The organism is Sphingomonas brevis (assembly GCF_023516505.1).
Taxonomy (GTDB): Bacteria; Pseudomonadota; Alphaproteobacteria; order Sphingomonadales; family Sphingomonadaceae; genus Sphingomicrobium; species Sphingomicrobium breve.
Genome location: NZ_JAMGBB010000001.1, coordinates 1,949,768 through 1,973,835 on the forward strand (window position 1 = coordinate 1,949,768; position 24,068 = coordinate 1,973,835).

33 protein-coding genes and 1 riboswitch are annotated in these 24,068 nt (G+C 64.5%); of the genes, 17 read left to right on the forward strand and 16 right to left on the reverse strand.

Annotation, left to right across the window (positions count from 1 at the left end; translation table 11 throughout):
- Positions 1–67: 67 nt before the first annotated feature.
- The 3 genes from LZ518_RS10045 to thiC all read left to right on the forward strand — a co-directional run bounded on the left by LZ518_RS10045 (position 68) and on the right by thiC (position 3,096).
- Positions 68–628 (forward strand): EF-hand domain-containing protein, encoded by a 561-nt coding sequence (locus LZ518_RS10045; RefSeq protein WP_249915853.1) that lies wholly within the window; start codon positions 68–70, stop codon positions 626–628.
- 27 nt (positions 629–655) lie between these two features.
- A riboswitch (TPP riboswitch) is annotated at positions 656–805 on the forward strand.
- Complete coding sequence (locus tag LZ518_RS10050; protein ID WP_249915854.1) at positions 793–1,203, forward strand: DUF2065 domain-containing protein; 411 nt, start codon at positions 793–795, stop codon at positions 1,201–1,203. (Overlaps the previous riboswitch by 13 nt.)
- A 9-nt stretch (positions 1,204–1,212) precedes the next feature.
- Complete coding sequence (gene thiC / locus LZ518_RS10055; protein WP_249915855.1) at positions 1,213–3,096, forward strand: phosphomethylpyrimidine synthase ThiC; 1,884 nt, start codon at positions 1,213–1,215, stop codon at positions 3,094–3,096.
- Positions 3,097–3,099: 3 nt separating this feature from the next.
- Here thiC and LZ518_RS10060 read toward each other — a convergent pair whose 3' ends face one another.
- The 3 genes from LZ518_RS10060 to LZ518_RS10070 form a co-directional block, all read right to left on the reverse strand.
- On the reverse strand, positions 3,100–3,576 hold the full coding sequence (locus LZ518_RS10060; RefSeq protein ID WP_249915856.1) for a hypothetical protein: 477 nt from the start codon (positions 3,574–3,576) through the stop codon (positions 3,100–3,102).
- Between the two features lie 24 nt (positions 3,577–3,600).
- Positions 3,601–4,056: a YaiI/YqxD family protein gene (locus tag LZ518_RS10065; RefSeq protein ID WP_249915857.1), complete on the reverse strand. Its 456-nt coding sequence runs from the start codon at positions 4,054–4,056 to the stop codon at positions 3,601–3,603.
- 97 nt (positions 4,057–4,153) lie between these two features.
- Complete coding sequence (locus LZ518_RS10070; RefSeq protein WP_249915858.1) at positions 4,154–4,402, reverse strand: hypothetical protein; 249 nt, start codon at positions 4,400–4,402, stop codon at positions 4,154–4,156.
- Between the two features lie 157 nt (positions 4,403–4,559).
- On the opposite strand from LZ518_RS10070, the gene LZ518_RS10075 reads away from it, so the two are divergent.
- On the forward strand, positions 4,560–4,850 hold the full coding sequence (locus LZ518_RS10075; protein ID WP_249915859.1) for a hypothetical protein: 291 nt from the start codon (positions 4,560–4,562) through the stop codon (positions 4,848–4,850).
- A gap of 120 nt (positions 4,851–4,970) precedes the next feature.
- On the opposite strand, the gene LZ518_RS10080 is transcribed toward LZ518_RS10075, so the two are convergent.
- Together LZ518_RS10080 and LZ518_RS10085 are read right to left on the reverse strand one after the other, a co-directional pair.
- Positions 4,971–5,474: a hypothetical protein gene (locus tag LZ518_RS10080; protein WP_249915860.1), complete on the reverse strand. Its 504-nt coding sequence runs from the start codon at positions 5,472–5,474 to the stop codon at positions 4,971–4,973.
- A gap of 164 nt (positions 5,475–5,638) precedes the next feature.
- Positions 5,639–6,109, reverse strand: coding sequence for a ferritin-like domain-containing protein (locus tag LZ518_RS10085; protein WP_249915861.1), 471 nt, complete (start codon positions 6,107–6,109; stop codon positions 5,639–5,641).
- Positions 6,110–6,369: 260 nt separating this feature from the next.
- Here LZ518_RS10085 and LZ518_RS10090 point away from each other — a divergent pair, with 260 nt between their 5' ends.
- Positions 6,370–6,627, forward strand: coding sequence for a GlsB/YeaQ/YmgE family stress response membrane protein (locus tag LZ518_RS10090; RefSeq protein ID WP_249915862.1), 258 nt, complete (start codon positions 6,370–6,372; stop codon positions 6,625–6,627).
- Positions 6,628–6,738: 111 nt separating this feature from the next.
- On the opposite strand, the gene LZ518_RS13450 is transcribed toward LZ518_RS10090, so the two are convergent.
- The gene (locus LZ518_RS13450; protein WP_283938186.1) at positions 6,739–6,867 is read right to left on the reverse strand and encodes a hypothetical protein; all 129 of its coding nucleotides are present in this window, start codon (positions 6,865–6,867) and stop codon (positions 6,739–6,741) included.
- A gap of 348 nt (positions 6,868–7,215) precedes the next feature.
- On the opposite strand from LZ518_RS13450, the gene LZ518_RS10095 reads away from it, so the two are divergent.
- Both LZ518_RS10095 and LZ518_RS10100 read left to right on the forward strand, forming a co-directional pair.
- Positions 7,216–7,629 (forward strand): MerR family transcriptional regulator, encoded by a 414-nt coding sequence (locus LZ518_RS10095; RefSeq protein ID WP_249915863.1) that lies wholly within the window; start codon positions 7,216–7,218, stop codon positions 7,627–7,629.
- Positions 7,630–7,678: 49 nt separating this feature from the next.
- Positions 7,679–8,155 carry a PilZ domain-containing protein gene (locus tag LZ518_RS10100; RefSeq protein WP_249915864.1) on the forward strand — a complete coding sequence of 159 codons (477 nt, stop codon included), beginning with the start codon at positions 7,679–7,681 and terminating at the stop codon, positions 8,153–8,155.
- 22 nt (positions 8,156–8,177) lie between these two features.
- Here the strand turns inward: LZ518_RS10100 and LZ518_RS10105 are convergent, their stop codons facing one another.
- Positions 8,178–9,701 carry a PAS domain-containing protein gene (locus LZ518_RS10105; RefSeq protein WP_249915865.1) on the reverse strand — a complete coding sequence of 508 codons (1,524 nt, stop codon included), beginning with the start codon at positions 9,699–9,701 and terminating at the stop codon, positions 8,178–8,180.
- A 126-nt stretch (positions 9,702–9,827) separates the two neighbouring features.
- Between LZ518_RS10105 and LZ518_RS10110 the strand changes: the two genes are divergently transcribed.
- Complete coding sequence (locus LZ518_RS10110; protein WP_249915866.1) at positions 9,828–11,042, forward strand: TCR/Tet family MFS transporter; 1,215 nt, start codon at positions 9,828–9,830, stop codon at positions 11,040–11,042.
- Here LZ518_RS10110 and LZ518_RS10115 read toward each other — a convergent pair.
- Positions 11,033–11,293 (reverse strand): hypothetical protein, encoded by a 261-nt coding sequence (locus LZ518_RS10115; RefSeq protein ID WP_249915867.1) that lies wholly within the window; start codon positions 11,291–11,293, stop codon positions 11,033–11,035. The genes LZ518_RS10110 and LZ518_RS10115 overlap by 10 nt on opposite strands.
- 180 nt (positions 11,294–11,473) lie before the next feature.
- Between LZ518_RS10115 and LZ518_RS10120 the strand changes: the two genes are divergently transcribed.
- From LZ518_RS10120 to LZ518_RS10140, 5 genes are all read left to right on the forward strand, one after another.
- Positions 11,474–12,361, forward strand: a complete 888-nt coding sequence (locus LZ518_RS10120; protein WP_249915868.1) for an alpha/beta hydrolase — start codon at positions 11,474–11,476, stop codon at positions 12,359–12,361.
- Between the two features lie 138 nt (positions 12,362–12,499).
- Complete coding sequence (locus tag LZ518_RS10125) at positions 12,500–12,961, forward strand: NUDIX domain-containing protein (RefSeq protein WP_249915869.1); 462 nt, start codon at positions 12,500–12,502, stop codon at positions 12,959–12,961.
- Positions 12,955–13,275, forward strand: coding sequence for a YciI-like protein (locus tag LZ518_RS10130; protein WP_249915870.1), 321 nt, complete (start codon positions 12,955–12,957; stop codon positions 13,273–13,275). Before LZ518_RS10125 ends, LZ518_RS10130 begins: the two co-directional genes overlap by 7 nt.
- Positions 13,272–13,682 (forward strand): GFA family protein, encoded by a 411-nt coding sequence (locus LZ518_RS10135; protein WP_249915871.1) that lies wholly within the window; start codon positions 13,272–13,274, stop codon positions 13,680–13,682. Before LZ518_RS10130 ends, LZ518_RS10135 begins: the two co-directional genes overlap by 4 nt.
- Complete coding sequence (locus LZ518_RS10140) at positions 13,666–14,025, forward strand: gamma-glutamylcyclotransferase family protein (RefSeq protein WP_249915872.1); 360 nt, start codon at positions 13,666–13,668, stop codon at positions 14,023–14,025. Before LZ518_RS10135 ends, LZ518_RS10140 begins: the two co-directional genes overlap by 17 nt.
- A 55-nt stretch (positions 14,026–14,080) precedes the next feature.
- Here LZ518_RS10140 and LZ518_RS10145 read toward each other — a convergent pair whose 3' ends face one another.
- On the reverse strand, positions 14,081–15,022 hold the full coding sequence (locus LZ518_RS10145) for a hypothetical protein (RefSeq protein WP_249915873.1): 942 nt from the start codon (positions 15,020–15,022) through the stop codon (positions 14,081–14,083).
- A 277-nt stretch (positions 15,023–15,299) separates the two neighbouring features.
- Between LZ518_RS10145 and LZ518_RS10150 the strand changes: the two genes are divergently transcribed.
- Both LZ518_RS10150 and LZ518_RS10155 read left to right on the forward strand, forming a co-directional pair.
- Entirely contained in the window at positions 15,300–16,169 is an 870-nt protein-coding gene (locus tag LZ518_RS10150) for a hypothetical protein (RefSeq protein ID WP_249915874.1), read from the forward strand.
- 132 nt (positions 16,170–16,301) lie between these two features.
- Entirely contained in the window at positions 16,302–16,463 is a 162-nt protein-coding gene (locus tag LZ518_RS10155) for a hypothetical protein (protein ID WP_249915875.1), read from the forward strand.
- On the opposite strand, the gene LZ518_RS10160 is transcribed toward LZ518_RS10155, so the two are convergent.
- The 3 genes from LZ518_RS10160 to LZ518_RS10170 all read right to left on the reverse strand — a co-directional run bounded on the left by LZ518_RS10160 (position 16,450) and on the right by LZ518_RS10170 (position 18,230).
- Positions 16,450–16,848, reverse strand: a complete 399-nt coding sequence (locus LZ518_RS10160; RefSeq protein ID WP_249915876.1) for a DUF1810 domain-containing protein — start codon at positions 16,846–16,848, stop codon at positions 16,450–16,452. The genes LZ518_RS10155 and LZ518_RS10160 overlap by 14 nt on opposite strands.
- 25 nt (positions 16,849–16,873) lie before the next feature.
- On the reverse strand, positions 16,874–17,626 hold the full coding sequence (locus tag LZ518_RS10165; RefSeq protein WP_249915877.1) for a transglutaminase-like cysteine peptidase: 753 nt from the start codon (positions 17,624–17,626) through the stop codon (positions 16,874–16,876).
- A gap of 289 nt (positions 17,627–17,915) precedes the next feature.
- Positions 17,916–18,230 carry a DMT family transporter gene (locus LZ518_RS10170; RefSeq protein WP_249915878.1) on the reverse strand — a complete coding sequence of 105 codons (315 nt, stop codon included), beginning with the start codon at positions 18,228–18,230 and terminating at the stop codon, positions 17,916–17,918.
- 57 nt (positions 18,231–18,287) lie between these two features.
- Between LZ518_RS10170 and LZ518_RS10175 the strand changes: the two genes are divergently transcribed.
- Positions 18,288–18,935 (forward strand): DUF1345 domain-containing protein, encoded by a 648-nt coding sequence (locus LZ518_RS10175; RefSeq protein WP_249915879.1) that lies wholly within the window; start codon positions 18,288–18,290, stop codon positions 18,933–18,935.
- Here LZ518_RS10175 and LZ518_RS10180 read toward each other — a convergent pair.
- From LZ518_RS10180 to ispG, 4 genes are read right to left on the reverse strand one after another with little or no spacing between them, the layout of a single operon-like run.
- The gene (locus LZ518_RS10180) at positions 18,932–19,831 is read right to left on the reverse strand and encodes a DMT family transporter (protein ID WP_249915880.1); all 900 of its coding nucleotides are present in this window, start codon (positions 19,829–19,831) and stop codon (positions 18,932–18,934) included. The genes LZ518_RS10175 and LZ518_RS10180 overlap by 4 nt on opposite strands.
- 52 nt (positions 19,832–19,883) lie before the next feature.
- Entirely contained in the window at positions 19,884–20,408 is a 525-nt protein-coding gene (locus LZ518_RS10185) for a retropepsin-like aspartic protease family protein (protein WP_249915881.1), read from the reverse strand.
- Between the two features lie 42 nt (positions 20,409–20,450).
- Positions 20,451–20,678, reverse strand: coding sequence for a hypothetical protein (locus LZ518_RS10190; RefSeq protein WP_249915882.1), 228 nt, complete (start codon positions 20,676–20,678; stop codon positions 20,451–20,453).
- Positions 20,675–21,802, reverse strand: a complete 1,128-nt coding sequence (ispG, locus tag LZ518_RS10195) for a flavodoxin-dependent (E)-4-hydroxy-3-methylbut-2-enyl-diphosphate synthase (protein WP_249915883.1) — start codon at positions 21,800–21,802, stop codon at positions 20,675–20,677. Before ispG ends, LZ518_RS10190 begins: the two co-directional genes overlap by 4 nt.
- A gap of 105 nt (positions 21,803–21,907) precedes the next feature.
- Between ispG and LZ518_RS10200 the strand changes: the two genes are divergently transcribed.
- Positions 21,908–24,064, forward strand: coding sequence for a toll/interleukin-1 receptor domain-containing protein (locus LZ518_RS10200; RefSeq protein ID WP_249915884.1), 2,157 nt, complete (start codon positions 21,908–21,910; stop codon positions 24,062–24,064).
- The last annotated feature ends 4 nt before the right edge of the window (positions 24,065–24,068 follow it).

Consider the following 24,068-nt stretch of genomic DNA (forward strand, 5'->3'; position numbering starts at 1 on the left):
CTTGCGGCAGGGATGCCTGAAGGTGCACTGATTGCTAGAAATCGGGTTTTCCCGAGGGGAGTAGGAAATGAAATTCATGAGGTTTGCGGCCCTGGCGCTGGCTACGGCAATACCGGCCTCGGCGATGGCGGCGCAGAGCGGCGCCAAGGAAGAGGCGCCCAAGGCGGTCACCAGGGCGGAAATCAGCGACAAGCTGGACGCCGACTATGCCGACATGGACGCGGACAAGGACGGCAAGGTCACCGCCGCCGAAATCGACGCCCGGCTGGTCAAGAGTGCCGAAGCCAAGATCGAGGAATATAAGAAGGAGCGCGACGCGGCTTTCGCCAAGCTCGACCTCAACGGCGACGGCAACATCAGCCGCACCGAATTTGACGAGAAGGCCAAGCTGCCGACCATGAAGCAGCCCGACGCGGCGCCATTCCTGGCCCGCTTCGACGTCAACAAGGACGGCGCAATCACCTTGGAGGAATTCCGCGGGCCGACCCTGGCCAATTTCGCCAAGCTGGACGTCAACAAGGACGGCACGATCAGCCCGGCCGAAGCCGAAGGTCCGCCGGCCAAGACCGCCGCGGCGCCGCCGGCCAAGAAGCCGGCCTTCAAGAATACGCCCTCCATCTCCCGCTAGACGGCAGCGCGGAGCGGGCCTAGAGCAGAGACTTCCCTGGGGAGCCGCAACCCCGGGTTCCATCGAAATGAAATTTTGATGGATGCCCAAGCCGCGGCTGAGATCGGCAGGCAGTGCCGGGACCCATCGAACCTGATCCGGTTAATACCGGTGGAGGGAGTGGCATGACGACTGCAATCCCGCTGACGCTTCACCTGCTGGTCCTGATCGGCCTTTACGAACTGGCCGCGGGCCTGGCCGGGTTTACTCGGCACATCGACTGGCCGGCTCTGCTCGACGAGTTCGAGCGGTCGCCCGCCCTGACCTTCGTTACCGGTTTCGCGGCCTTCGCGATCGGCGCGGCGATCCACCTCGGCCATCACCACTGGACCGACACTCTGGCGATCATCGTCTCGGCCATTGGCTGGATGGTGATGGCGGAGGGCTTGCTGATCATGGTGTGGGCGAAGCCGCTATTGGCCTTCTGCCGGCCGCTGGTCAGCCAACAGCGAATAATTTCGATCATAGCAATCCTGTTTGGGATTGCGCTCATCTTGCTCGGCGTAACTGGCCGGGCCGACCCCCATCTCATTTAGGAAACAGCAATGGCCGATATCCCGGCGCGCACCGAACTAGGCGTAACCACTGGCCCGATCCGCGGCAGCCGCAAGATATTCGTCCAGGGCCCTTCGACCGGATCAGGACAGGCCGGCGTCCGCGTCGCGATGCGCCAGGTGGACCTCGAACCATCGTCGGGCGAACCGCCCGTGACGCTGTACGACACCAGCGGACCCTATACCGACCCGGAAAGCCGGATCGACATCATGGCCGGGCTGCCCGAACTTCGCCGCGACTGGATCCGTGGCCGCGGCGACGTCGAGGAAGTCGCCCAGCGCGAGGTTCGCCCGGAAGACAATGGCCAGCTGGGTCCCGACCGTTCGGGCGGGGTCGCGCCCTTCCCCAACGTGCGCCGCCGCGTGCTTCGCGCCAGGCCGGGCCATAACGTCAGCCAGATGCACTATGCCCGCCGCGGAATCATTACCCCGGAAATGGAATATGTCGCGGTACGTGAGAATCTGGGCCGCGAAATGGCACGCGAGCTGCAGCGTGACGGCGAAAGCTTCGGCGCCGCCATCCCCGACCATGTCACCCCCGAATTCGTCCGCGACGAGGTGGCGCGCGGCCGGGCGATCATCCCCAACAACATCAATCACCCCGAGTCCGAGCCGATGGCGATCGGCCGCAATTTCCTGGTCAAGATCAACGCCAACATCGGCAACAGCGCAGTCGCTTCCGACGTCGCGGCCGAGGTCGACAAGATGGTCTGGGCGATCCGCTGGGGCGCGGACACCGTCATGGACCTTTCGACCGGCCGCAACATCCACGACACGCGCGAATGGATCGTCCGCAATTCGCCGGTGCCGATCGGCACCGTGCCGATTTACCAGGCGCTGGAGAAGGTCGGCGGAATCGCCGAGGATCTGACCTGGGAAATCTTCCGCGACACGCTGATCGAACAGGCCGAGCAGGGCGTCGACTATTTCACCATCCACGCCGGCGTCCGGCTGCCTTACGTGCCGCTGACCGCAAGCCGAGTCACCGGCATCGTCAGCCGCGGTGGATCGATAATGGCCAAATGGTGCCTGGCTCATCACCGCGAGTCATTCCTCTATGAGCGGTTCGACGAGATCAGCGAGATTATGAAGGCCTATGACATCGCTTACTCGCTGGGCGACGGCCTTCGCCCCGGCAGCATCGCCGACGCCAACGACGAGGCGCAGTTCGCTGAGCTCTACACGCTGGGCGAGCTGACCAAGCGCGCCTGGGACCAGGACGTGCAGGTGATGATCGAGGGCCCCGGCCATGTGCCGATGCACAAGATCAAGGAGAATATGGAAAAGCAGCTGGAGGTTTGCGGCGAAGCGCCCTTCTACACGCTTGGGCCGCTCACTACCGACATCGCGCCGGGGTACGACCATATCACCAGCGGCATTGGCGCGGCGATGATCGGCTGGTTCGGAACGGCGATGCTTTGCTACGTGACGCCCAAGGAGCATTTGGGCCTGCCCGACCGCGACGATGTGAAAGTGGGCGTGGTGACCTACAAGCTAGCCGCCCATGCGGCCGACCTCGCCAAGGGTCATCCGGCGGCCAAGGTCCGCGACGACGCGCTGAGCCGGGCGCGGTTCGAGTTCCGCTGGCGCGACCAGTTCAACCTGAGCCTCGATCCCGACACGGCCGAGGAATATCACGACCAGACGCTTCCGGCCGAAGGTGCGAAGACCGCCCACTTCTGTTCGATGTGCGGCCCGAAATTCTGCAGCATGAAGATCACGCAAGAGGTGAGAGAGTTCGCCCGCCTAAATCCCTCACCGCTCGTGCCGAGCGAAGTCGAGGGGGGCGGGCAGGATGCCGAAGCCGGGATGGAAGAAATGTCCAGGCGCTTCCACGACGAAGGTGGGGAGCTTTACCTGCCGGCGGCGGAGTGAGCCCTATGGCTGCTTTCGCGTAAATCGGAAGTGGAGCAGTAACGCCACGCCGACAAACAATGGGGTCAGCGCGAACTGAACCGTCGGCACGCGGGCCGATTCTTCCTGGAACGCGGCGCCGGCGGTTATGCCCAGCCCCATTGCCACCGCGCTCCATCCGACGACATCCTGCCGCCATCCAGAGTTGGCGGCCTCAAGCTTTTCCAGGAGAATCGGCAGCTTTTCCGGATGCTCCGCCATCGCCATTCTGACGGTACGGTTCAAAAGCAGGCTCTTCAAAAACTGCAATAGCATGTGGAGCCCAAGCAGTGGGACGAAGAACAATCCCAGCGTCATTAGAACCTGGGCCACCCGATCTTTCCCCTGCTTTTCTGGAGAACGGCGGTACTGAATATATCCAGCCGAGGGGCAACGCGACGTCTCTCGCGACGAAGCGTTGAATTTTACCAGCTGACGGCGCGATCTTGCGATGAACAGCAAAATAATGCGACCAATGGAGAAACGCTACCTCGCCAACTGCCCCAACGCCTCGTCGAGCGCCTGCAGGAAGCGTGACCGGTCCGCCTTGGCGAATGGCTTCGGTCCGCCGGTAATTCCGTCGGCGCCAACGCGCAGGTCCGCCATGATCGCGCGAGTGGCGATGGCGCCGCCGATGCTTGCGGAGGTGAACGGCTTTCCATCGTGGCCGATCACCGTCGCACCCTTCTTCAGGCAGCGGTCGGCGAGCAAAATGTCGCCGGTGATCACCACGGTTTTCGCGTCAGCGCTTTCCGCGATCCAGTCGTCGGCTGCATCGAACTTGTCCGACACGACCACTCGAGCGATCAGCGCATGTTCCGGTACGCGCATCGCCATGTTGCTGACCACCGTCACCGGCACCTCGCGCCGCCAGGCGACCTTGTACACCTCGTCCTTGACGGGACAGGCATCGGCGTCGACCAAAATTCGGATTTGGCTCATGCTTCTTCATTGCGAGGAGCAAGGCAACGAAGCAATCCCGCGGCGAATTGGATTGCATCGCTGTGCTCGCATTGACGAAAGCGTGACCTTGCGCAGCCTAAACTGAAGGACGATCCCCTGCGCCTTCATCTTCCTCCGGCGGCAAGTCGAAGCCCTCCTCGACTCCCGCCTCCGGCAGGCCGGCCGAATGGTCGACCGGTTCGGCGTTGCCCTCGGCCACTTCGCGCTCGCGCTTGTCGAAGAAGGCAGCGCGTTTGAGTCGCGTCTTGAGCGAAAGCGAAGGATTGTCGGGCGTCGGGCCGGCCATCGCGCGGTCGACATAGCTCTCTTCGGAGCTGCTAGCCACAGTGGGCGTGTCTGTCGTTTCCATGAAGGTGCAACGGCCAGGACGGCCTGTCGGGTGCAAAGAAATCGACGGGGGTCAGTGGGTGGCACTTCGCTCGGCCCCGATTGCCGATCCGCGGCGTTGACCTTGCCCGCCCCCTCCCAACCAAAGGAAATTTATGACCCGTCCCAACAGCACCGACGATTGGTCGCGCCTGATGTTCGACGCATCGCGGCTGTGGGCCGACGCCGGCATGGTCGTCGCGCTTCGATCGTGGCGGATGATGGCCGGAGGCCCGGCCACGGCCCGGCGCGAGGCCGAGCGGATGGTCAGCGAAAAGATCGAGGCCGGGTCGGAACTGGCCGGTGCGCTGGCCGGCGGGGCAGTAAAAAGCCCCAAGGCCGCGGCGCGCAAGGCGCTCTCCGTCTACGGCAAGCGCGTTCGCGGTAACCGCCGCCGCCTCGCTTAGGACGAACAAAAAGACGGCCCGGTCCCGTCGGGCCGAGCCGCCTTCCTTTTCGGCGGACGATCATTGCTAACCGTTCCGCCAAATCTTCGTAGGCTAGGTTTGGCTATTTGCCGGTACCATCTAGCTTTTCACGTTGATGTTGCCCGAGACGATCGTCTCCAGCGGCAAATCGGTCAGCGTCGCGCCGAGGCACAGGGCCGGATCGCCGGTGGTGGCCGGATCGCCGTCGAAGAAGAAGGCGCGGCTGACCTTGTCCTTACCGGTGCCGGGCTCGCCATTGTCCTGTACCGAGAAATAGACGGTGTCGACCAGGCTGGGGTCGTTGGTCCGCTTGACCGTGCCGCCGAAGATGGCGGTGTTGGCGTCGACCATCTTGCCGCACTTGATGTCGAGCTTCAGCAAATAGGGCGCCTTGCCGTTTTCGCCGGTGAAGGCCTTGTTGATCAGCGTTGCCTGGCCGGTGGCGGTGCCGTCGGCGTTAATCTTGGCGCTGACCGAGAAGTTGCGGCGAGGGTCGCTGGACAGAGCGCCCTGGCCGCTGACCGTGCCGCTGGTGGCGGCAATGGCGGGGACCGAACTGACGAGGGCAATAATGAGGCTCGCGGCCCCGATGGGAATCCGCATGGGCTTACTCCTTGATTGGGTTTAGGTTTTCGTGGGTAGACTCAGTCAACGTCCGGGAATCATTGGATGTTCCGGATTGAGCGAAACAAGCAGGCGCGGGCGAGCGCAACAACGGCCCGGCCCCAATGGGACCGAGCCGCTTTCCATTCTTCTCGCGTCCGAGCTTAGCCGGTCGGCTGGCCCTCGAGCGAATGCTTCAGCGCACTCACCCGGTCATGGCCTTCGCGAACCGAGGCGAACGCACGCTCGACGATGCCGCCTGCGTCGCCCTCCAGCGTATCGCTGCCGATGGCGGCTTCGAACTTCTCCTTGAGATAGCCCTCACCGCGCTCGACCTCGTTGATGACCGCCTTGTCGTCGTTGCCGGTAACGCTGGCCTTGAAGTCCAGCCAGCGCTGATGAAGCGTGCCCATGGTGGTGCCGTCGCGGTCGGCGGGAGCTCCGCCAAACCGGCCCAGCTCCGCGTCAAGGTCGCTCAGTACCTGGCTGCGCTCGTCGCCAAGCTCGGTGAACATCTGCTTGAACTCGGCTGAGTCGACATGCTGCGCCGCATCGCGATAGCCATTGACGCTGTCGGCAAGCGTGTCGGTAAGAGTCTTGAGGGCAGCCAGGCCGCCCTTGTCAGTTTCGAACATATTGATTCTCCAAAAGAAAGTAGTGTGCGGTCTCAACGCGGGCCGAGGCTGAACGATGCCGGCTAAATCGCGCCGGCGGCTCGCGTGCGACGAGCGGGCCGGATAGCAAGGCGGCCCGACCTCCTTGAGAGATCGAGCCGCCAAATTCGGTCACCAGGGCCAAGCGTTCGTTACGGCGCCGGGTTTGTCCCGATGGTGCCCCGCCATTGTCGAGGGCAGCTAGGTTGTTCCGTTCGCGTCACACAGGCAGGAGGACCTCCATGGAATATGGCATTATCGGCTGGATCGTCGTCGGATTGATTGCCGGCATCCTTGCCAAATGGATCATGCCCGGCGACGATCCCGGTGGCATCATCGTGACGATCCTGATCGGTATCGCCGGCGGCCTGCTCGGCGGCTTCGTGGCCAGCAAGATGGGCATTGGCGGCGGCAATATCGTCAACATCCTGGTCGCGACAGCGGGCGCCATCCTGCTGCTAATCATTTACCGGGTCGTGGGGCGACGCCGGGTTAGCTGAGCGACGCAACAGCCAATTTTCATGGCCGGCAGACCATGTCCGCCACGGGCGGAGAGCGCATTCGTTTGCGCTCGCCGAAGCCAGCATCGGCATCGCTGCGATCGGTAGTGCCTAGCTGTTCTTGAAATTCTCAAGCCCTTGCTGGCCGCCCTTGTTTGACGGATTGGCCGCGATCGTCTTCGGCTTTTCCTTCTTGGGCTTGCGGGCTTCCTTGTTCTTCCTGACCTGGCCCTTGGCCATGATGCTTCTCCCTCCGCGGCGACGATGCGCCACATGGGACTGTCATAGCCGCTGAACGCAAAGGCTCAAGAGGCCGGGGCCGTCACGCGAGTGAATCGCGTGACGCCGATCCGGTCCCCCGGAACAGGTCCGGGGGCCGGTCGGCCGGCTGGCACCATCTCTTCGCGCTGCTTCGGCGGCGCTACGCGCCGGCGTCGCTGCGATCGGTGGCGCTCAGCTTAGCAAGCGCAGTTCTTGCAGGTGCAGGGCTTGCACTGGCAGCCGCGCTGAGCGGCGAGCGGGGTAACCGAAACCATGATGATTCTCCTTCTGTCCAAGAGCGGACAAAGGGCTTATGCAGTCCGTACCATGGTACGGAATCAAGCATTAAATCGCGATACGATCAGCGGCCTCGCCAAATCGGCGGGCGTAGGGGTCGAAACGGTGCGATATTACCAGCGGCGCGGGCTGCTCCCCGAACCGGCGCGGCCGCCGGGCGAGATTCGGCGCTACGGCGAGGCGGACGTCAAGCGGATGAGGTTCATCCGATCCGCCCAGGCGGCCGGCTTCACGCTGGCCGAGATCGGCGAGCTGATCGCGCTCGATGCATCCGACGACCGGGCGCGGGCGCGGGAACTGGCGCAAAGCCGGGTGGCCGCGATCGACGGAAAGATCGCGGAACTGCAAGAGGCGCGGGATGCACTGGCCGGACTGGCCCGGGCCTGCGCGTCCAGCCAGAAAGGCCCCTGCCCGATCCTGCGAGCTTTCGAGCGAGAGAAGTAGGGGTTTGTTTACCTGCGCGGGAGCAGAATCCGCAGTCGGGAGACTCGGAATGACTGTAACCGTACCATTCCAGCAACCGGAGCGCCGGCGATCGGCGCGGACGGCGCTGCACCTCAATGCCACGATGCGCGACGGCAATCGCAAGGTGCCCGCGCGGGTGATCGACATTTCACCGCATGGCTGCCGCATCGCCTGTTCGACCGTGGTCGCCGACGACCATATGGTGTGGCTGAGTCTGCCCGGGCTAGAGGGCCTGCGCGGGCGCGTCGCCTGGCATTGCGAGGAATTCATCGGCCTGGAGTTCGAAACGCCGCTTAACGACGCGGTGTTCGACCGGCTGGTCGCCCAGCACCGCCAGCTTCCCGAAGGCGAGATCAAGGAGCTGCGCTCGATCGCCAGCCGGACGCACTGGCTGGCGCGGCAGGCGGGCGACGACGACATCGCCATCCTGGCCGACATCAGCCGCCAATGCGCCGAGAATGCGGTAGTTGAGGGCCTGAAGCTGACCAGCCCGAAGAAGGGCTAGGCGCCCCGCTTCGGCGCAGGAATTAGGCCGCTTTCGAAAATTCGTCGAGCAGCTCGGGAACTCCGCCCGCGGTCTGGATCCGCTCGAGCAGGGCACCGCGCGGCAGCTCGACCTTCAGCGCCCAGGCGAGGACGGCCTCGAACTGGCGGATGGTGGCCGCATCGCAGACACCGTCGAACGCCAGCTTGGCGACCGGGGCCATTGGCGCGCGCAGCTGGATCTTCAGCCCCTGCGCCTCGACCAGGCGGAGATATTCTTCCGGCGCGGTTTCCGCGTCGATCGCGAAATCATAGGCGGCGCTGAGACCCTCGTGCAGCGCCGTCGTGGCGCGGAGCTGGGCTTCGCGGGCTTCGTCCGCCTTGGCGCGGACTTCGGTAAGCTTGTTCTGCAAATTACCCTCCATGACCGGGGCGGGAGACGACTGTTCGAGCGGTTCCTCGGCGGGCAGGTCGACTAGCGGATCCGGTTGTTCGGCGACCTCAGGTTCGACCGTTGGCCCAGGCTCAGGCTCAGGCTCAGGCTCGGGTTCGACGGCGCCGAGCTCGAGCGGCGCAAGCTCCTCGGCCGGCGGTTCGACGTTGATGGCCGGCTCGTCGATCTTGATGCCCTGATTGTAGAAACCGGTCAGCGTGGCGAAATTCTCGAACAGCTTGGAGAAGCCGGGCCCCTTGGCCGGCGGCGCCTCTTCCAGCTCAGGCTCAGGCTCCGGTTCGACCAGTTCGGCGACTTCGGGCTCGGGCTCCGGTTCGACCAGTTCGGCGACTTCGGGCTCGGGCTCGGGCTCGGGCTCGGGCTCGATAACCTCTTCGGCATCGGCCGCCGGCTCTTCGACCGGTGTCTCGGCGACGGCTTCGACGTCCTCCGCCGCCGGCTCTTCGACGGTGAGATCTTCGGCGGGAAGCGAGGCAAGGGCTTCCTCGACTACCGGCTCTTCGACAATTTCTTCGGTCTCCGGCTCCTCGGCGGGAAGCTCGGCGACGGCTTCGGCCTCTGCTTCGACCGCGTCTTCGACCGGTTCGGCGGTCTCGGCGGGCAGGGCAGCCTTGCCGGTCGCCTTTTCGATGGTGACGAAGGCGTAGACATAATCAACCCAGGAGCCGCAGCTCGACAGCGGCAGCAGGGTGACCCAGCAGCGGGTCGGCCCATCGGCGGCGGTGAAATTGTCTTCGAAGGCAAGGAAATCGCGTGAAATGGCGACGATGGGCAGCTTGCGGGCGATGCTGGCGAGGAGCGAGGGGCTGGAAGCGTCGATGATGCGCTGGACGGTGACGTCATTGGCAAGGGCGTCGCCAAGATGGCGAATTTCGGCATCCTGGCCGCCCCCGATCAGCTCGAGCAGCAGCGAATGGGGCGCGGCATCTGAGATTTGCAGAGGGTCGAGCTCGTGCAGCGGCGGGAATTCCTTGTCACCGCGGATCGACAGCCAATAATCGAGCACGGCGACATGCTTCGGCCGCTCGCTGTCGCGGATCGTCCGCAGCGACGTCAGCATCGCCTCGGCCGTCGGCTGCTCAGCCGCTTCCATGCCCGACACGGGCGCTCCCATAACTTCCTCCGCGTTTTATTGGCGTGCAGTCTGCGCCGTGGTTCTTAAGAAAGGCTAACTTTCCGGGAACTAAGCAGCTTTTGGTGCGCCTTGATCGCCGGCGCGCAATCATGAAGTCTTTGCGCCATGTCCCGCCAACCCCGCGCCGTGCCGATCGTCCTGCTGGTATTGCTGCTCGACGCGATGAGCTTCGGCATCGTGCTGCCCGTATTGCCCGGGCTGGTGGTTCACCTGACGCACGTGTCGATGGCCGAAGCGACGCGGATTGCCGGCTATATGCTGCTGGTCTTCGCCGTGACCCATTTCCTCGCCGGACCGATCATCGGCAATCTCGGCGACCGCTTCGGCCGTCGCCCGGTGCTGCTGATCTGCGTCGCCGCCTTTGCCATCGACTATGCGTTGATGGCCGCCGCCCCGACGATCGGCTGGCTGTTCGCCGGGCGAGTGGTAGCCGGTATCGCAGGGGCGACCTACGGCCCGGCCAACGCCGTCCTGGCCGACGTTACGCCAGGCAAGGACCGGGCGCGGGTGTTCGGCCTGATGGGCGCGGCGTTCGGCGGCGGCTTCATCCTTGGCCCGGCGCTGGGCGGACTGCTTGCCGGGTTCGGGACGCGGGCTCCGTTCATCGCCGCGGCGGCGCTGGCCGGGTTCAATTTCCTGTGGATCCTGGTCAGCCTGCCCGAGACGCTGCGCCCCGAGGACCGGCGCCAGTTCGAATGGAAGAGGGCTAATGCGTTCGGTACGTTTGCGCCTCTGCTGAAAGAGTCGAAGGCGGTACCGCTGATCCTCGCGTCGTTGCTGTGGCAGATCGCCCATCAGGTCTATCCGTCTACGTGGGCCTTCTGGGCGGAGCTGAGGTTCGACTGGTCCGCGGCCCAGATCGGCTGGTCGCTGGCGGCGGCGGGCCTGTCGATGGCGATCGCCCAGGCTCTCATCACCGGACGGGTGGTGGCCCGCTTCGGAGAGGAGCGGAGCATCGTCACCGGCATGCTGGTCGGCGGAGTCAGCTTCACGCTCTATGCCTTTTTGTCCGAGGGCTGGATCTATCCGATCATATTCTTCAGCGCACTGCAGGGCCTGGTCTATCCGTCGACCAACGCCTTGCTGTCACGGATGACCGACGCCTCCAACCAGGGGGCGCTGCAAGGCGGAATGGCATCAGTCGCGAGCGTCGGCGCGATCATCGGACCGCTGGCGATGACCCAGGCACTGGCGCTGGGCGCGGAGCGAGGCTTCCCCGGGTCAGCGTTTTTGCTGGCGGCGACGATGGTCGGCGCCGGGCTGCTGGTCATTGTCTTTGGAGTGATCAGGCGAAAGGGTGAGGCAGCCCCTCAGCCGTAACGCCGTTCCGGAAACGCCGGCGAAGTGCCGCATAATTCATGCAAATGATCGTAGGCGATCAGCTGCCTGCCGCTCGCATCCTCAATCCCGTCAATCTGAAACCGCGCTTCGCCGTAAAGTTCTCGACCATAGGCAATGGCCTCCTCGAGCGACGGAAATTCAAGGAAATCATTCTCGCCTTCGCGCGAGCCGGTGAGCACCAATAGAACGAGCCGAACCGGCTGCAACGCGATCCCCTCCCCAAGCGCCACCGCCGCCAGGCGGACGGTGGCTCATGCAACCAATTTGTCACCAAACAGGCTAAGCTGCAACGGTCCGCGATTAAGCTGTCCCAAAACCGTTGCGCGCCTGCATCTATCGTCGGGCTATTGCCAGCCATTGAATCCGCGTAACGTCGGCATTGCGACTCATCCGGAAGGTAAGGTGACCCTATGACCCCGACCGCTGCCAGCGCCGCGTCCGAACATTGGCTTGACGGCACAGGAGGCCGGATATTCTGTCGCCACTGGGAACCGTCGGGTGAAGCGCGAGCCAATCTGGTGATCTGCCACGGGGTCAATTCCCACGGCGGCCAATATATTCGCGCGGGCCAGGAATTTGCGGCGCGCGGCTATTGCGTCACCGCGCTCGACCTGCGCGGTCGCGGACGGTCGGACGGCGAGCGATTCTACGCCGATTCGGTCGACGATTATGTTTCGGACCTGTCCCAGGCGATCGAATTCGCCCGGTCGAGACATCCCGGCCTGCCGCTGTACCTGCTCGGCCACAGCGCCGGCGGAGTGACTTCGGTTAGCTATGCGCTCGATTATCAGGACCGGCTGGATGGCCTGATTTGCGAGAGCTTCGCCTTCCGCGTCTATGCGCCCGACATCGCACTGAAGGTGCTGGAGGGAGCGAGCCATGTCGCGCCCCATTTCCATGTGCTGAAGCTGAAGATGGAAGATTTCTCGCGCGATCCCGAGTGGGTCGCCGAGCTCAATGCCGACCCGCTGACCAAGGACGAAGTGCAGCCGGTGGCGACCGTCGCCGCGCTGGCCCGCGCCGGCGAAAGGTTCGTGCGCGAATTTTCGCGGATCACCTTGCCGGTGCTGATTCTACACGGCACCGCCGACAAGGCGACCCGGCCCGACGGAAGCCGGCAATTCTTCGACGAGGCAGGATCGGCCGACAAAACGCTGAAGCTCTATGACGGCTATTATCACGACCTGCTGAACGATTTTGGCCGCGATCAGGTGTTTGACGACATCGCCGGGTGGATCGATGCTCGGCTGCTCGCGAGGGCCGACGCCGAGGTGCCCAAACCGGTGGTGACTGTCTAGCGGGCCAGGCGATGGCGGACCCGCGCCGCAAGTCGCCGCCGATAGCGAAATGGCCAGCTAAGCGGGAATAAGCTGGCCTTTTGGCGGGCGCCGGGAATCCGGGGTTCGCAGCGCGCGCGGCACGCCTATATTCAAGCAATGAAGTGGGCGCTCGATTTCGCCTATCGCGTGCAAAAGTGGCTGTGGAAGCTGTTCCGGCCGCACACGCGAGGGGTCAAGGTGTTGGTGTTCAACCAGGCCGGCGAGGTCCTGCTGATCCGCAACAGCTATGGCCGAAGCGACCTGTTCGTGCTCCCGGGCGGCGGTATCAGGCCGTTCGAACAGCCTGCCAGCGCGGCCCGCCGGGAAATAGGCGAGGAGCTTGGCTGCGACGTCGGCGAGCTGACCGCCATATCGACCTACTTCTCAAACGCCGAAGGCAAGCGCGACACGATCCACCTGTTTTCGGGACGGGCAGGCGGGGATCATCGCGCGGACAATTTCGAGGTGGAGGAAGCGCGATATTTCCCGCTCGACGCGCTGCCCGCCAATATATCCGCGGCAACACTGCGGCGGATCGAGGAACAATCGGGCAAACGAAAGAGAGACGGCACATGGTGAAGCATTTCCTGCTCTTCTACGAAGCCGGGCCGGATTATCTGGAGCGCCGGCCCGAATTTCGCGCCGAACATCTGACCTATGCCTGGGAAGCCGCCGACCGCGGCGAGTTGCTGGCCGGAGGTCCTTACACCGACCCGGTCGATGGAGCGGTCCTGCTGTTCGTTGGCGACGATCGCAGCGTTGCAGAAGAATTTGCCAGCGGCGATCCCTATGTCGCCAATGGCCTGGTCGCCCGCTGGCATGTGCGTGAGTGGAACACGGTGGTCGGCGAGTTCGCCGCGAGCCCGCTCTACCCGGCGGACGTCCAGGCGTGAGCGCGGAGGGTGGCTGCCTGTGCGGCGCGGTCCGGTACCGGGTGACGGGCGAGCCGGTCGCGGCGACGCTGTGCCATTGCGGCGACTGCCGCCGGGCAAGCGGTGGCACCAATGTCGCCTGGGCGGTGTTCGATGCAGCCGATTTCGAATGGCTGGCGGCCGAGCCCGCCGACCATATTAGCTCACCGGGAATCCACTGGCGGTACTGTCCGGATTGCGGAAGCACCGTCGGCTACCAGCGGTCCGAGCGGCCCAATCACATGGACGTGACCACCGGCACACTCGACGATCCGGGCCGCTTTCCGCCGGATGTCGAGATTTGGGTCGGCGAGAGGATCGCCTGGGAGCCATTGCACCCCGACCTGCCCAAGCGCGAACGGAGCAGCCTCAATGACCCGGCCGGCTGATGTCGCCCTCTTCTCCTACGGAACGCTGCAGCTGCGCGAAGTCCAGCTGGCCAATTATGGGCGCGAGCTCGACGGATCGCCTGACGCCTTGCTGGGCCATCGGCTGATCCGCCTGGCCGATCGCGATCCAAACGCCGTGCGGATCAGCGGCGCCAAGACCCACATGGTCGTCCGTCATACCGGCGATCCGGCCGATCGGGTGCCGGGTGTCGTCTATCTGCTGACCGCCGAGGAACTGGCCGAAACCGACCGCTATGAAGGCAGCGACTATGGCCGGGCCGAGTTGCCGCTGGAATCCGGCCGACGGGCGCTGGTTTATGTCGAGCCGGAGGCGGACGGCTGACGAAAAGACCGCCGCCCCTTCACGGAGCGGCGGCCGAGGTTGAAGTTAAGCGCGGTTAGTTCTGCATGGCCGTGCCGGCGGGCCTGGCTACCCGGCGGAACATGAAATCGGCATCGGAGCGCGATTCCCAATTGCCCTTGGCCGGAATGTCCCGCGGCTTGGCCGGGGCCGTCTCCATTGCGCGGCGCTCCTGCTGGTCGAGGAAGCTGGCCCGGCGCAGGCGATGCCGCAGCGACAGCGACGGATTGTCCGTGGTCGGCCCGCGATAGGCGGCCTGGACGTGCGGTCCGAAGCGCGACAGATCGAAGCCTTCCGGCAGCCTGGTCGTTGGGGCGCCGGCGATCGGCGTCTTGCCCGGGACCGGATCATGCCGTGGCGTTTCGGCCCACGCAAACGCCGGTTTCTCGACCTGTTGCGGCTGATCTTCCTCGGCATGGCTTTGGATGAAGGTCCATTTCGCGGCCTCGTCGGCCTGCTCCTGCTTGCGGCGTTTGCGGCGGCGGACAGCGGCCGCGCCGCCCAGCAAAATCAATCCGAGCGCGCCGGCGCCGGCAATCGGCAGCGCGGCATCCGGATCAAGCTCGGCGAAGCCCGACTGGGATTCGTCCGCCGGAACGGCCTCAGGCTGGGCGACCGGCATCGGACCCGGCGCGACTGGAACTGCGACCAGCGCGTCCGCCGGAGCTGGCGCGGCAGCGGGCGCCGCGGGTTCGGCTGGGGGCGCGGCAGGCGCGCTACGCGTCGCAGTGCGCGTTACGGTGCGCGTCGCCGTCCTCGTGGTACGCTTGGCGGCCGTTGCCGCCTTCGGCATGGCCGGGGCAGCGGTCGTTTCCGTCGCGGTCGGCTCGGCCGGGGCCGGCTCGGCAGCGAGAGGATCGGCAGCCGGCGGAGTCGAGGTCGGCGCCGGATCGCTTACCGGCAGCGGTGATGTCGCCTCCTGGGCGAGCAGCGGAGTTGATGACAAGGCGAAGACCGCGGCAATCGCAGTCATGGCCATGCGAGCATGTTCGGGATGTTGGGTCATGCCAAATCCAACCCGCGTCAGCGCCCTCGGGGTCCCTGTTTCCGACGAGCCGAGACCTTCCGCCGATGAACCGACCCACCTGGTCAACGAGCCTAAGGTTTTGATTTAAAGCCTTTTTCAAATTGCTCGAAAAGCACGCGTTCGATCATCGAACGTGCCCGCAAGCTGCTTCCTTCATTAGTCGAAAACTCGCCGAGTTTGGCTCGACAGGGTTATCGAACGGGCGCAAGACGGCGCGCGGAGGCTCCCGATGTTCAGCTTCATTTTGCTTTCGTCCATGCTCGCCGCGGCCCCGGATGCCGCCGCTCCGCCCCCTCCCCAACCGGCCGACGACATCGTCGTCGAAGGTGTGAGGCAACAGCGGGAGCGAGTGCACCAGTTCGTCAAGGCGCTCGACGATGTGGCCAACCTTGGCCAGATCGGGAAATTCCATTCGCCGGTATGCCCGGCGGTAATGGGCCTTCCGGCCGAGCAGAACCGGCGGATTGCCGAGCGGATGAAGCAGGTTGCGGCCGCCGCCGGAATTCGCACCGGCGAAGCGGGCTGCGCGCCCAATGTTTTCCTGATCGCAACCGTCGGGAAGAAGGACACGATCGAGGCGCTCTACGAAGGTTTCCCAACCTATTTCCGGGACCTGTCCAGCAAGGAAGTGCGCAAGCTGGCCATGGCCAGGACCCCGTCGGTGGCGTGGCAGATCAAGAATCTGCTGAGCGCCGACGGAACGATATTGAAGAAGACTCCGCTGAACGGCTTTACGATCAACGAAGGAATGAGCTCGGGATCGCGGGTTCGCGCGGGGACGATGCCCCAGTTCGTCGCCTCGATGGTGGTCGTGGAGCGCTCCGCGCTGACCGGCCTGACGATTACCCAGGTTGCGGATTTCGCGGCCATGCGGGCATTCGCCGACACCGACCCCGAACGCGCCGCCGGGTCGGGTGCGCCGACGATCCTGACGATCCTCGACAAGGGTGATGATGAGCCGCTGCCCGTGACCCTCACTCACTGGGACTTTGGTTACCTGAAGTCGCTCTACGCCACGTCGAACGATTATTATGCCAGCTACCGGCGGGGCGAGATGGAGCAGGTCGTCCGGAAGGAATTGGAAAAGGCCGGGCAATAGTCGGGCTGCGCGGCTCTTCGCGAGCGTCCGCCGTTTGTCGAATCGTCGACCTCAGCCAAGCGCCAGTCGAACCGTGGGTGCGGACCAGGCGGAGCCCCGCCTAGGGCGCCGGCACATCCCCTGGAGTCATTCGTGATCAGCCTGACCATCTTCGATGCCGTGCGCAGCGCCGCGGCCGTCCCCATCCGCGCCGCGACTGCGATCCGGGCGCGAAGCCACGGCGCCGGCTTCGAATTGCTTCCGTCCGGCGATCGGCCGGACGAGGCGGTGCGCCCATGTTTCAAGCGGTACTAGCTGCTTGAAGCACCTGCCCGAAAACTGCTTCGCCGGGGACCGCCTCGGCGAAGATCTGCATCGAGGATTTCAGTTTTAGCGCGTCGACCGGGCCGAGGATCGCGTCCGCGCCGACTGTCGCCAGCTGGCTCAATATGGCCGCCGCGCATTCGCGTATCCGGATGCCGAGGATCGGGTGGGCGGCATAGGCATGCGCCTCCTCGACCCCGCTGAGCCCATAATATTTCGCGGTCTCGCTGCGCCCGAGGTCGCGGTGCTGGGGAAAGATGAACCACATCCAGTGGCTGCGCTTGCGTCCATCGCGCAGCTCGCTGAGCGCCTGCTCGTAAACGCCGCCGGCCTGCGCCGCGACGAAGCGATCGAGATTGAAGGGATCGTCAGTCACGCCCGCGCGCATAGCGCAGGCGGCTCTATTTGGCGTTGGCTTTCGCGCTGCTGGCGCTGGCCAGGCGCGGGTTGCCGCCTACCCGGCGGCCGTGGATCCAGCTCATCCCCTGGCCGATCGTCATCATCGGCGTGAAGCGGCTGTTCTGCGCGGCCGGCTGTAAACCTTCGCGATCGTCGAGTGAGAAGAAGCCGTTGGCGGTGCGCGCGAGGAGCAGGATATGGGCGCCGCGGGTCGAGTGACGTCCGATGCTGATATAGAGATCCTTTGGATCAAATCCCGCGGCCTTCAGCACCTGCATCTTGGCGATGGCGATATCCTCGGCATCGCCGGTGCCGCGGCGAAGCGTTTCGCCGGCATTCGCCCAGAAGTCGGCCACGCCCATATTGTCGAGATCATGCTGCCAGTGGACAGCCTCGCTGATTTCCTGCTGAACCATGCGAAGCTTGCCAATCGGATCAAGGTTGGCGGCCCCCGCCGCCAGCCGTAGCACCATCGGGTCCTTCGCATCGGCCGCAGCCACCCGACGGAATCGAGCGTCGTAGAAAGTCACGCCGGCGTTGAGCGCGACGGTGCCGAACGCATTGGGGCTGGCCGGCCTGGCCAGGATCAGGGCCTGGTTGGACTGGTTGGTCGATGCGGCCGACCGATCAAGGATCAGCGGACGGTAAAATTCGGACTTGGATGGGGTGGCGGCGGCTTCGGCGCTCATCGCCATGGCGGGCGCCGCGGCCGCCATACAGGCGCCGGCGACGGCAACTCCAATCGCTCTGATCATCACCTTTCATTCTCCCACCCAACCATCGGATAAGATGACTCCATTGGGACGTTAACGGAAGCGGTTAACGGAAGCGCTTGAAAGTTAACCGATAAAATGTGCTCGATTCGCTACGAAAGGTGCGAAAACGTTAGGAAAGCCGCCAAGTTCCGAGTCGGCGCAAATAATTTCAGATGCGAATCGTTTACCAAATTGGCTCAAAACCATTAACTTTGGTTAATGCTGCGACTGACTATAGAAAATTAACGCCGGTCGCCGCCATGGTTCGAGTCGCGCCAACGATGCGCGGTTATGCGGTGAGTTTCAGAGCGGCGATGCAGCCGACGATGCCGAGGATCAGAAGCAGCCTGAGCGTGGTCGCCGGCTCGTCGAAGAAGGCCATGCCGACGATCACCGTGCCGACCGCGCCGATGCCGCCCCACACCGCATAGGCCGTGCCCATTGGAATGTTGCGCGATGCCAGTTCCAGCAGGCCCATGCTGATCGCGACGGAAACCAGGAAGGCCATCGTCCAGGGGACGTTCCGGAATCCTTCCACGAACCGCAGCGAGGTGGTGAAGCCGACCTCGAACAGGCCACCCAGGATAAGCCAGAACCACGCCATCGTCGGCCCTCCCATTGGCGCTGGACGAGGCCAGCGAATGCCGTCACCTTCCCGCTCATGGCGCGCGAAATGAACATCGGCAACCGGATTGGCCCGCCCCGCTTCCTGCTGTTCCTTGCGATACTGGCGGCCGGCTATGCGGCGTCGATGACGATGCTCACTCGGCCGCAAGCGATGATGGTCTCGTTTGATTTCGCGGCCTTGCTGTTTCTTCTCGGCTGCTTGCCCCTGTTCCGCCGCCATGCCCAGGACATGCGCAAGGCAGCGCTGGAGAACGACGCCAATCGCGTGATCCTGCTGATCGTGACGGTCGTCCTGTCGATGGTCATCCTGGTGACCGTCGCGGGGGAGCTGATCGGACCGCATCATCCGGCTCCGATCGAAAAGCTGATGATCATCCTTACGCTGATCCTGGCCTGGCTGTTCGCCAACACGGTCTATGCGCTGCACTATGCACATCTGTTCTACAGCCGCGATGACGGCGGAAAGGATTTGGCCGGACTGATTTTTCCGGGTGAAAGGGCCGAGCCCGACTACAGCGACTTCGTCTATTTCAGCTTCACGCTGGGCATCGCGCTGCAGACGTCCGACGTCGCCATCACTTCGCCGGGCATTCGCCGAATCGTGATCGGGCAATGCATCGCGGCGTTCGTCTACAATATCGTCGTCCTGGCACTGGCGGTCAGCGTGCTCGCGTCGCGCTAGGCCGTGGCCTCAAGCGCCGGATGCTCAACCTTGCGGGTGCGTGCAGCCATGAGGCAGCCGGCGACGATCAGCGAGGCACCCGCCATCGTGAATAGCGAGACGCTTTCGCCGAAGCGCAGCCAGCCGAGCAGCATCGCCCACAGGAACGACGTATATTCGGTGGTGGACAGATAGGCGGCGCCGGCTCGCGCATAGCCCCAGCCAAGCAGCATCAAAGAGCCGATCGCGAGGCTGGCCGCCAGAACCAGTTCGCCCCAGTGACCGCTCGGAAGCGGAGGCCATTCGCTGACCGCCGCCCACAGCAGCAATGTCCCGCCGATCACGAGGTTCTGGAAGAATGCGATTTCGACCGGGCCGGCATGCTGTGCCTGGCGGCGCATGACGATGATGTTGAAAGCGTAGATGACGGCCGAAGCCAGGATTGCGAAGCTGCCGAGTAGCGCCGGTGGGCCGAGGTCGGCCTGGGCCTGTCCAGCGAAGATCACGACGACGCCGGCGAAGGCCGCGAGCGAACCGCCGACGGTTCGCTTGCCGATCGGTTCCTTGAGGATCGCCGCCGCCAGCACCAGCGCGATCAGCGGGGCGATAAACGTCAGCGCCACCGCCTGGGCCATCGGCACCCGCGCCAGCCCCCAGAAGAACAGGATCGCCATCGGCACCATCATCGTGCCGCGCAGCAGGTGGAGGCGCAGGGCGACCCCGCGCGGCCAGGGATTGCGGGCAATCAGGAACGGAATGGAGGCCATCGCGATGCCGATCAGCGAGCGCCACAGCAGGGTCGGGAATGTGCCGATCGCCAGCGCGAGCCCCTTCATCACCATGTCCATGATCGAGAAAAGCGCGATTCCGAGGACCGCGGCGGCATAGGCAGGGAGGTGGCTTTGCGGTGCGCTCATCGGCTTGGCCTTTAGCCGATGCGACCGCTCAATCCACCCCCGGGTCCTGTCCCTAACGGAGCACCATCATATTGCCGTGGATCTCGACCGAGCCGAACTGGGCAAGGAAAGTCTGCCCCAACAATGAGCGGTCGCCGCCTTCCAATATTATGGCCGGCGTGTCGCTGACTGTTTTCAGGCCGAGCTGGACGCGGTTCAAGCGAACCAAATGACCGAGCACGGCCCCTGACGCTCCGGAACCGACGACTTCCGGATGGGTGGGATCGAAGGCCAGTCCGGCGCGGCGCGCGTCGTCGACGTTGAGCGCTATCCCGGTGGCACCGGTGTCGATCAGGAAATGGACGGTCGCGCCGTTGACCTGCGCGTCGGCGTAGAAATGACCGTCGAACGAGCGCTCGAGCGTCACCGTCCCCGAACCGGGATCCGGCGAAGGCGCGAACGTGCCCTTCTCCTCGAGATCGTCGACCTGGATGACGCGCTCGCCGCCGCCTGGTGCCGTAGCCACCGTCTCCATCGACGGCATCAGCGCGCCGACCAGGGTCGCCGCGAAGATGATGAGGATCGCCAGCCGAACCATGGGGCCGAGCTTAGGCGAGGAAGGTAAAGAGGGTTTGAATGGCTAATCGGCGCCGTCGCGAAGCGTGATCTTGCCTACCTCAAGCTCATCGATCCTGAGCTTGCGGATATGGGCCCGGCCGATCCACAGTCGGCCGATCGCCAGCGCACCAAGGGCAAAGGCGCCCATTGCAACCGCGCCGAGCGCTGCCGAGCCAAGGAAGTTCGATCCGGTCGCGGAAACCCCGGTCGCCGAAGCGCCGGTGGCGGAGGAGCGGACCACGTTCTTCACTCGGCTGCCTCCGAAGCGGCCTGACTTTCGCGCTCGATTTCCGCTGCCTTCTGCTCGACCAGCTTGACGATATGTTCGATCATGTCGGCGTCCTGGACATGGTGGTCGGTGACCCCCGACAGATAGACCATATGCTTGCCCTGCCCGCCGCCGGTAATGCCGATGTCGGTCTCACGGGCCTCGCCCGGTCCGTTGACGACGCAGCCGAGGACGGAGAGCGACATCGGCGTCTTGATATGCTGCAGCCGCTCCTCGAGCTTTTCGACCGTGCGAATCACATCGAAGCCCTGTCGCGCGCAACTGGGGCAGGACACGACCCGGACGCCGCGATTACGGATGCCAAGCGATTTCAAGATTTCATAGCCGACGCGCACTTCCTCTTCCGGCTCGGCGGACAGTGAAACGCGGATGGTATCGCCGATCCCGGCCCAGAGCAGCGAACCGATGCCGATTGCCGACTTGACGGTTCCCCCAAGGAGGCCGCCGGCCTCGGTGATGCCGAGGTGGAGCGGGCAATCGACCTGGTCGGACAGCTGCTGGTAGGCGGCGACGGCAAGGAACACGTCCGAAGCCTTCACCGCCACCTTATATTGGTGGAAGTCATGGTCTTCGAGGATCTTGATATGGTCGAGCGCGCTTTCGACCAGCGCCTCCGGGCAGGGCTCGCCATATTTTTCGAGCAAATCCTTTTCGAGGCTGCCGGCATTGACCCCGATACGGATCGCGCAGCCATTGGCCTTGGCGGCGTTGATTACTTCCCTCACCCGTTCTTCCGAGCCGATGTTGCCCGGATTGATCCGAAGACAAGCCGCCCCGGCATCGGCCGCTTCCAGAGCGCGCTTGTAGTGGAAATGGATGTCGGCGACGATCGGAACGCTTGCCGCGCGGACGATTTCCTTCAGCGCCGCGGTCGATTCCACGTCCGGACATGACACGCGGATGATGTCGGCCCCGGCCTCCTCGCAGCGGCGGATTTGTTCGATCGTCGCCTTGGCGTCGGAAGTCGGGGTATTGGTCATGGTCTGAACGGTGACCGGCGCATCGCCACCGACGGCGACATTGCCGACCATGATCTGGCGGGACTGGCGGCGCGCGATATCGCGCCACGGGCGGATCGAGGACATTGCGGCCATATAGGCGCGAGCGTCAGTCGGGCCAAGGAAAAGGGCGATTCGCCGTCACCTATCGGCCATGTTATGGGGACTTCGGGGTAAACAGCGGGGTGGCCGATGGCTGAGCTTGCCCAACTGGCGCGTACTATCCGCGGGGCGGCGTCCCGCGTTAGACGGCCGTCGGCTCATCTGCGCTACATGGCGTTCCTCAGTTACAGCCATAAGGACAGCGACACCGCGACCTGGCTCCACGAGGAGCTGGAGGAATTCCGCGTTCCCCAGCGACTGGTGGGCAAGCTAACCGAACAGGGGCCGGTTCCCCGCCGGCTCGCCCCGATCTTCCGCGACCGGCACGAACTGGCGGCTGCCAGCGACCTGGGAGAAGAAATTGAGGCCGCTCTGGGCGGTTCGCGCTTCCTGATCGTGCTCTGCTCGCCCGCCGCCGCCAAATCGCGGTGGATCGACAAGGAAATTGCCTGCTTCAAGCGGCTGCACCGCGACGACCGGGTATTGGCGGCGATCATCGAGGGCGAACCGTTCGCCAGCAACATCCCCGGCCGCGAGGATGAGGAGTGCTTCCCGCCCGCGCTGCGGACCCATTTCGACCGGCTTGGCCGCCCGACCAGCCAGCCGGCCGAACCGATCGCCGCCGACCTTCGCGAGGAAGGTGACGGGCGGCGCATGGGCCTCCTCAAGCTGGCGGCGGGAATGATGGGCGTTGGCCTCGACGAGCTGGTCCAGCGAGAGGCGCAGCGCAGGCACCGCCGGCTGTATGCGATCACCGCCGCGTCGGTCGCGGGCATGCTGTTCGCCAGCGGCCTGGCTTATACGGCGATCGAGGCCCGCGACGAAGCGCGCGACCAACGCCGCGAGGCGGAAGGGCTGATCGGCTTCATGCTCGGCGACCTGCGGGAAAAACTTGAGCCGCTGGGCAGGCTCGATGTGCTGGATTCGGTCGGGGGGCGGGCGCTCGCCTATTACGAGAAACAGGATAAGTCCGACCTGTCCGACGAATCGCTGGCGCAGCGTTCGCGCGCGCTGACCCTGATGGGCGAAATGGCGTTCACAAGAGGCGACCTCGATCGTGCGTTGCGACTGTATCGCGAGGCGATGGCGAGCACTGGCGAGGCCGTGCGGCGCGATCCGGACAAGCCTCAAAATCTGTTCGACCACGCCCAGAATGTCTTCTGGACCGGCTATGTCGACTATCAGCGCGGGAGCCTCGACAAGGCTGCAACCGCGTTTCAGGAATATCGGCGGCTGGCCGACCGGATGATCGCGCTGGCGCCCAATGAGCCACGCTATCAATTGGAACGAATCTATGCCGATACCAACCTCGGCACCGTGTTGGCCGACCAGCGCAAATATCGGGCAGCGGCCGCCGCGTTCCAGGCCTCGCTTGAGCCGGTTGAAGCCCTGGTAGCGAAGCATCCTGACAATCGCGACTATCAGACGCAGTTGGTCGATACGCTCGCATGGCTGGCCGACGAGCGCGAATTCTCCGGCCAACTGGATGAGGCGCTTGCGCATCGGCGACGCCAGCTGGGCCTCCTTGCCCAGCAGTGGCGAAGCGACGAAGGCAACACGACAATCAAGCGGATCGAGTTGACCGCTCGAAGAGCCTTGGCGCGCCTGCTTGCCCAACGGGGAGATCTGGCGGGAGCGCTCGACCAGTCCCGGCAGGCGTCGGCGGTGGTGGATTGGCTGACCAAGACCGAGCCGGCCAATACCGAATGGTTGCAGGCTGGTGCCAATGCCAACTTCGATCGTGCCGATATCGAACTGGCTTCGAACCGGATTGCCGAAGCGCAGCCGGTGATCGAATCCGCTTGCGCCACCACGTCGCAACTGGTCGCCATGGACCGAAGTGTCGCGCGATGGCGGACGGACATGCAGCTAAGGTGCCTGGACCTCAAGTCGCGAAGCGCGCTGCTGAGCGGCCAAAGCGCCGATGCGACCGGCCTTGCCCAACAGGCGCTGGCGCTGGCCCGCACAATCCCAAATCCGGTCGAGCGCGGCCTCAGGATTGCATCGGCGGAACGGAATTTGGGAGACGCACTCGCATCGGGTGGAAACCGGGAAGCCGCGCGAGGAGCTTATGAGCGGGCGCTGGCCGCCTGGCCCCGCAATATCGAAGAACAGCCGCGCGAAATGGCGAGCCGCGCGATCCTGCTGGCCCGCCTTGGCCGGCGTGATGAATCGAATGAGCTGGCAGGCCGGCTGGCAAGCATCGGATATCGCCACCCAAGTCTCAGGCACGATCGCCAACAATGAGGGA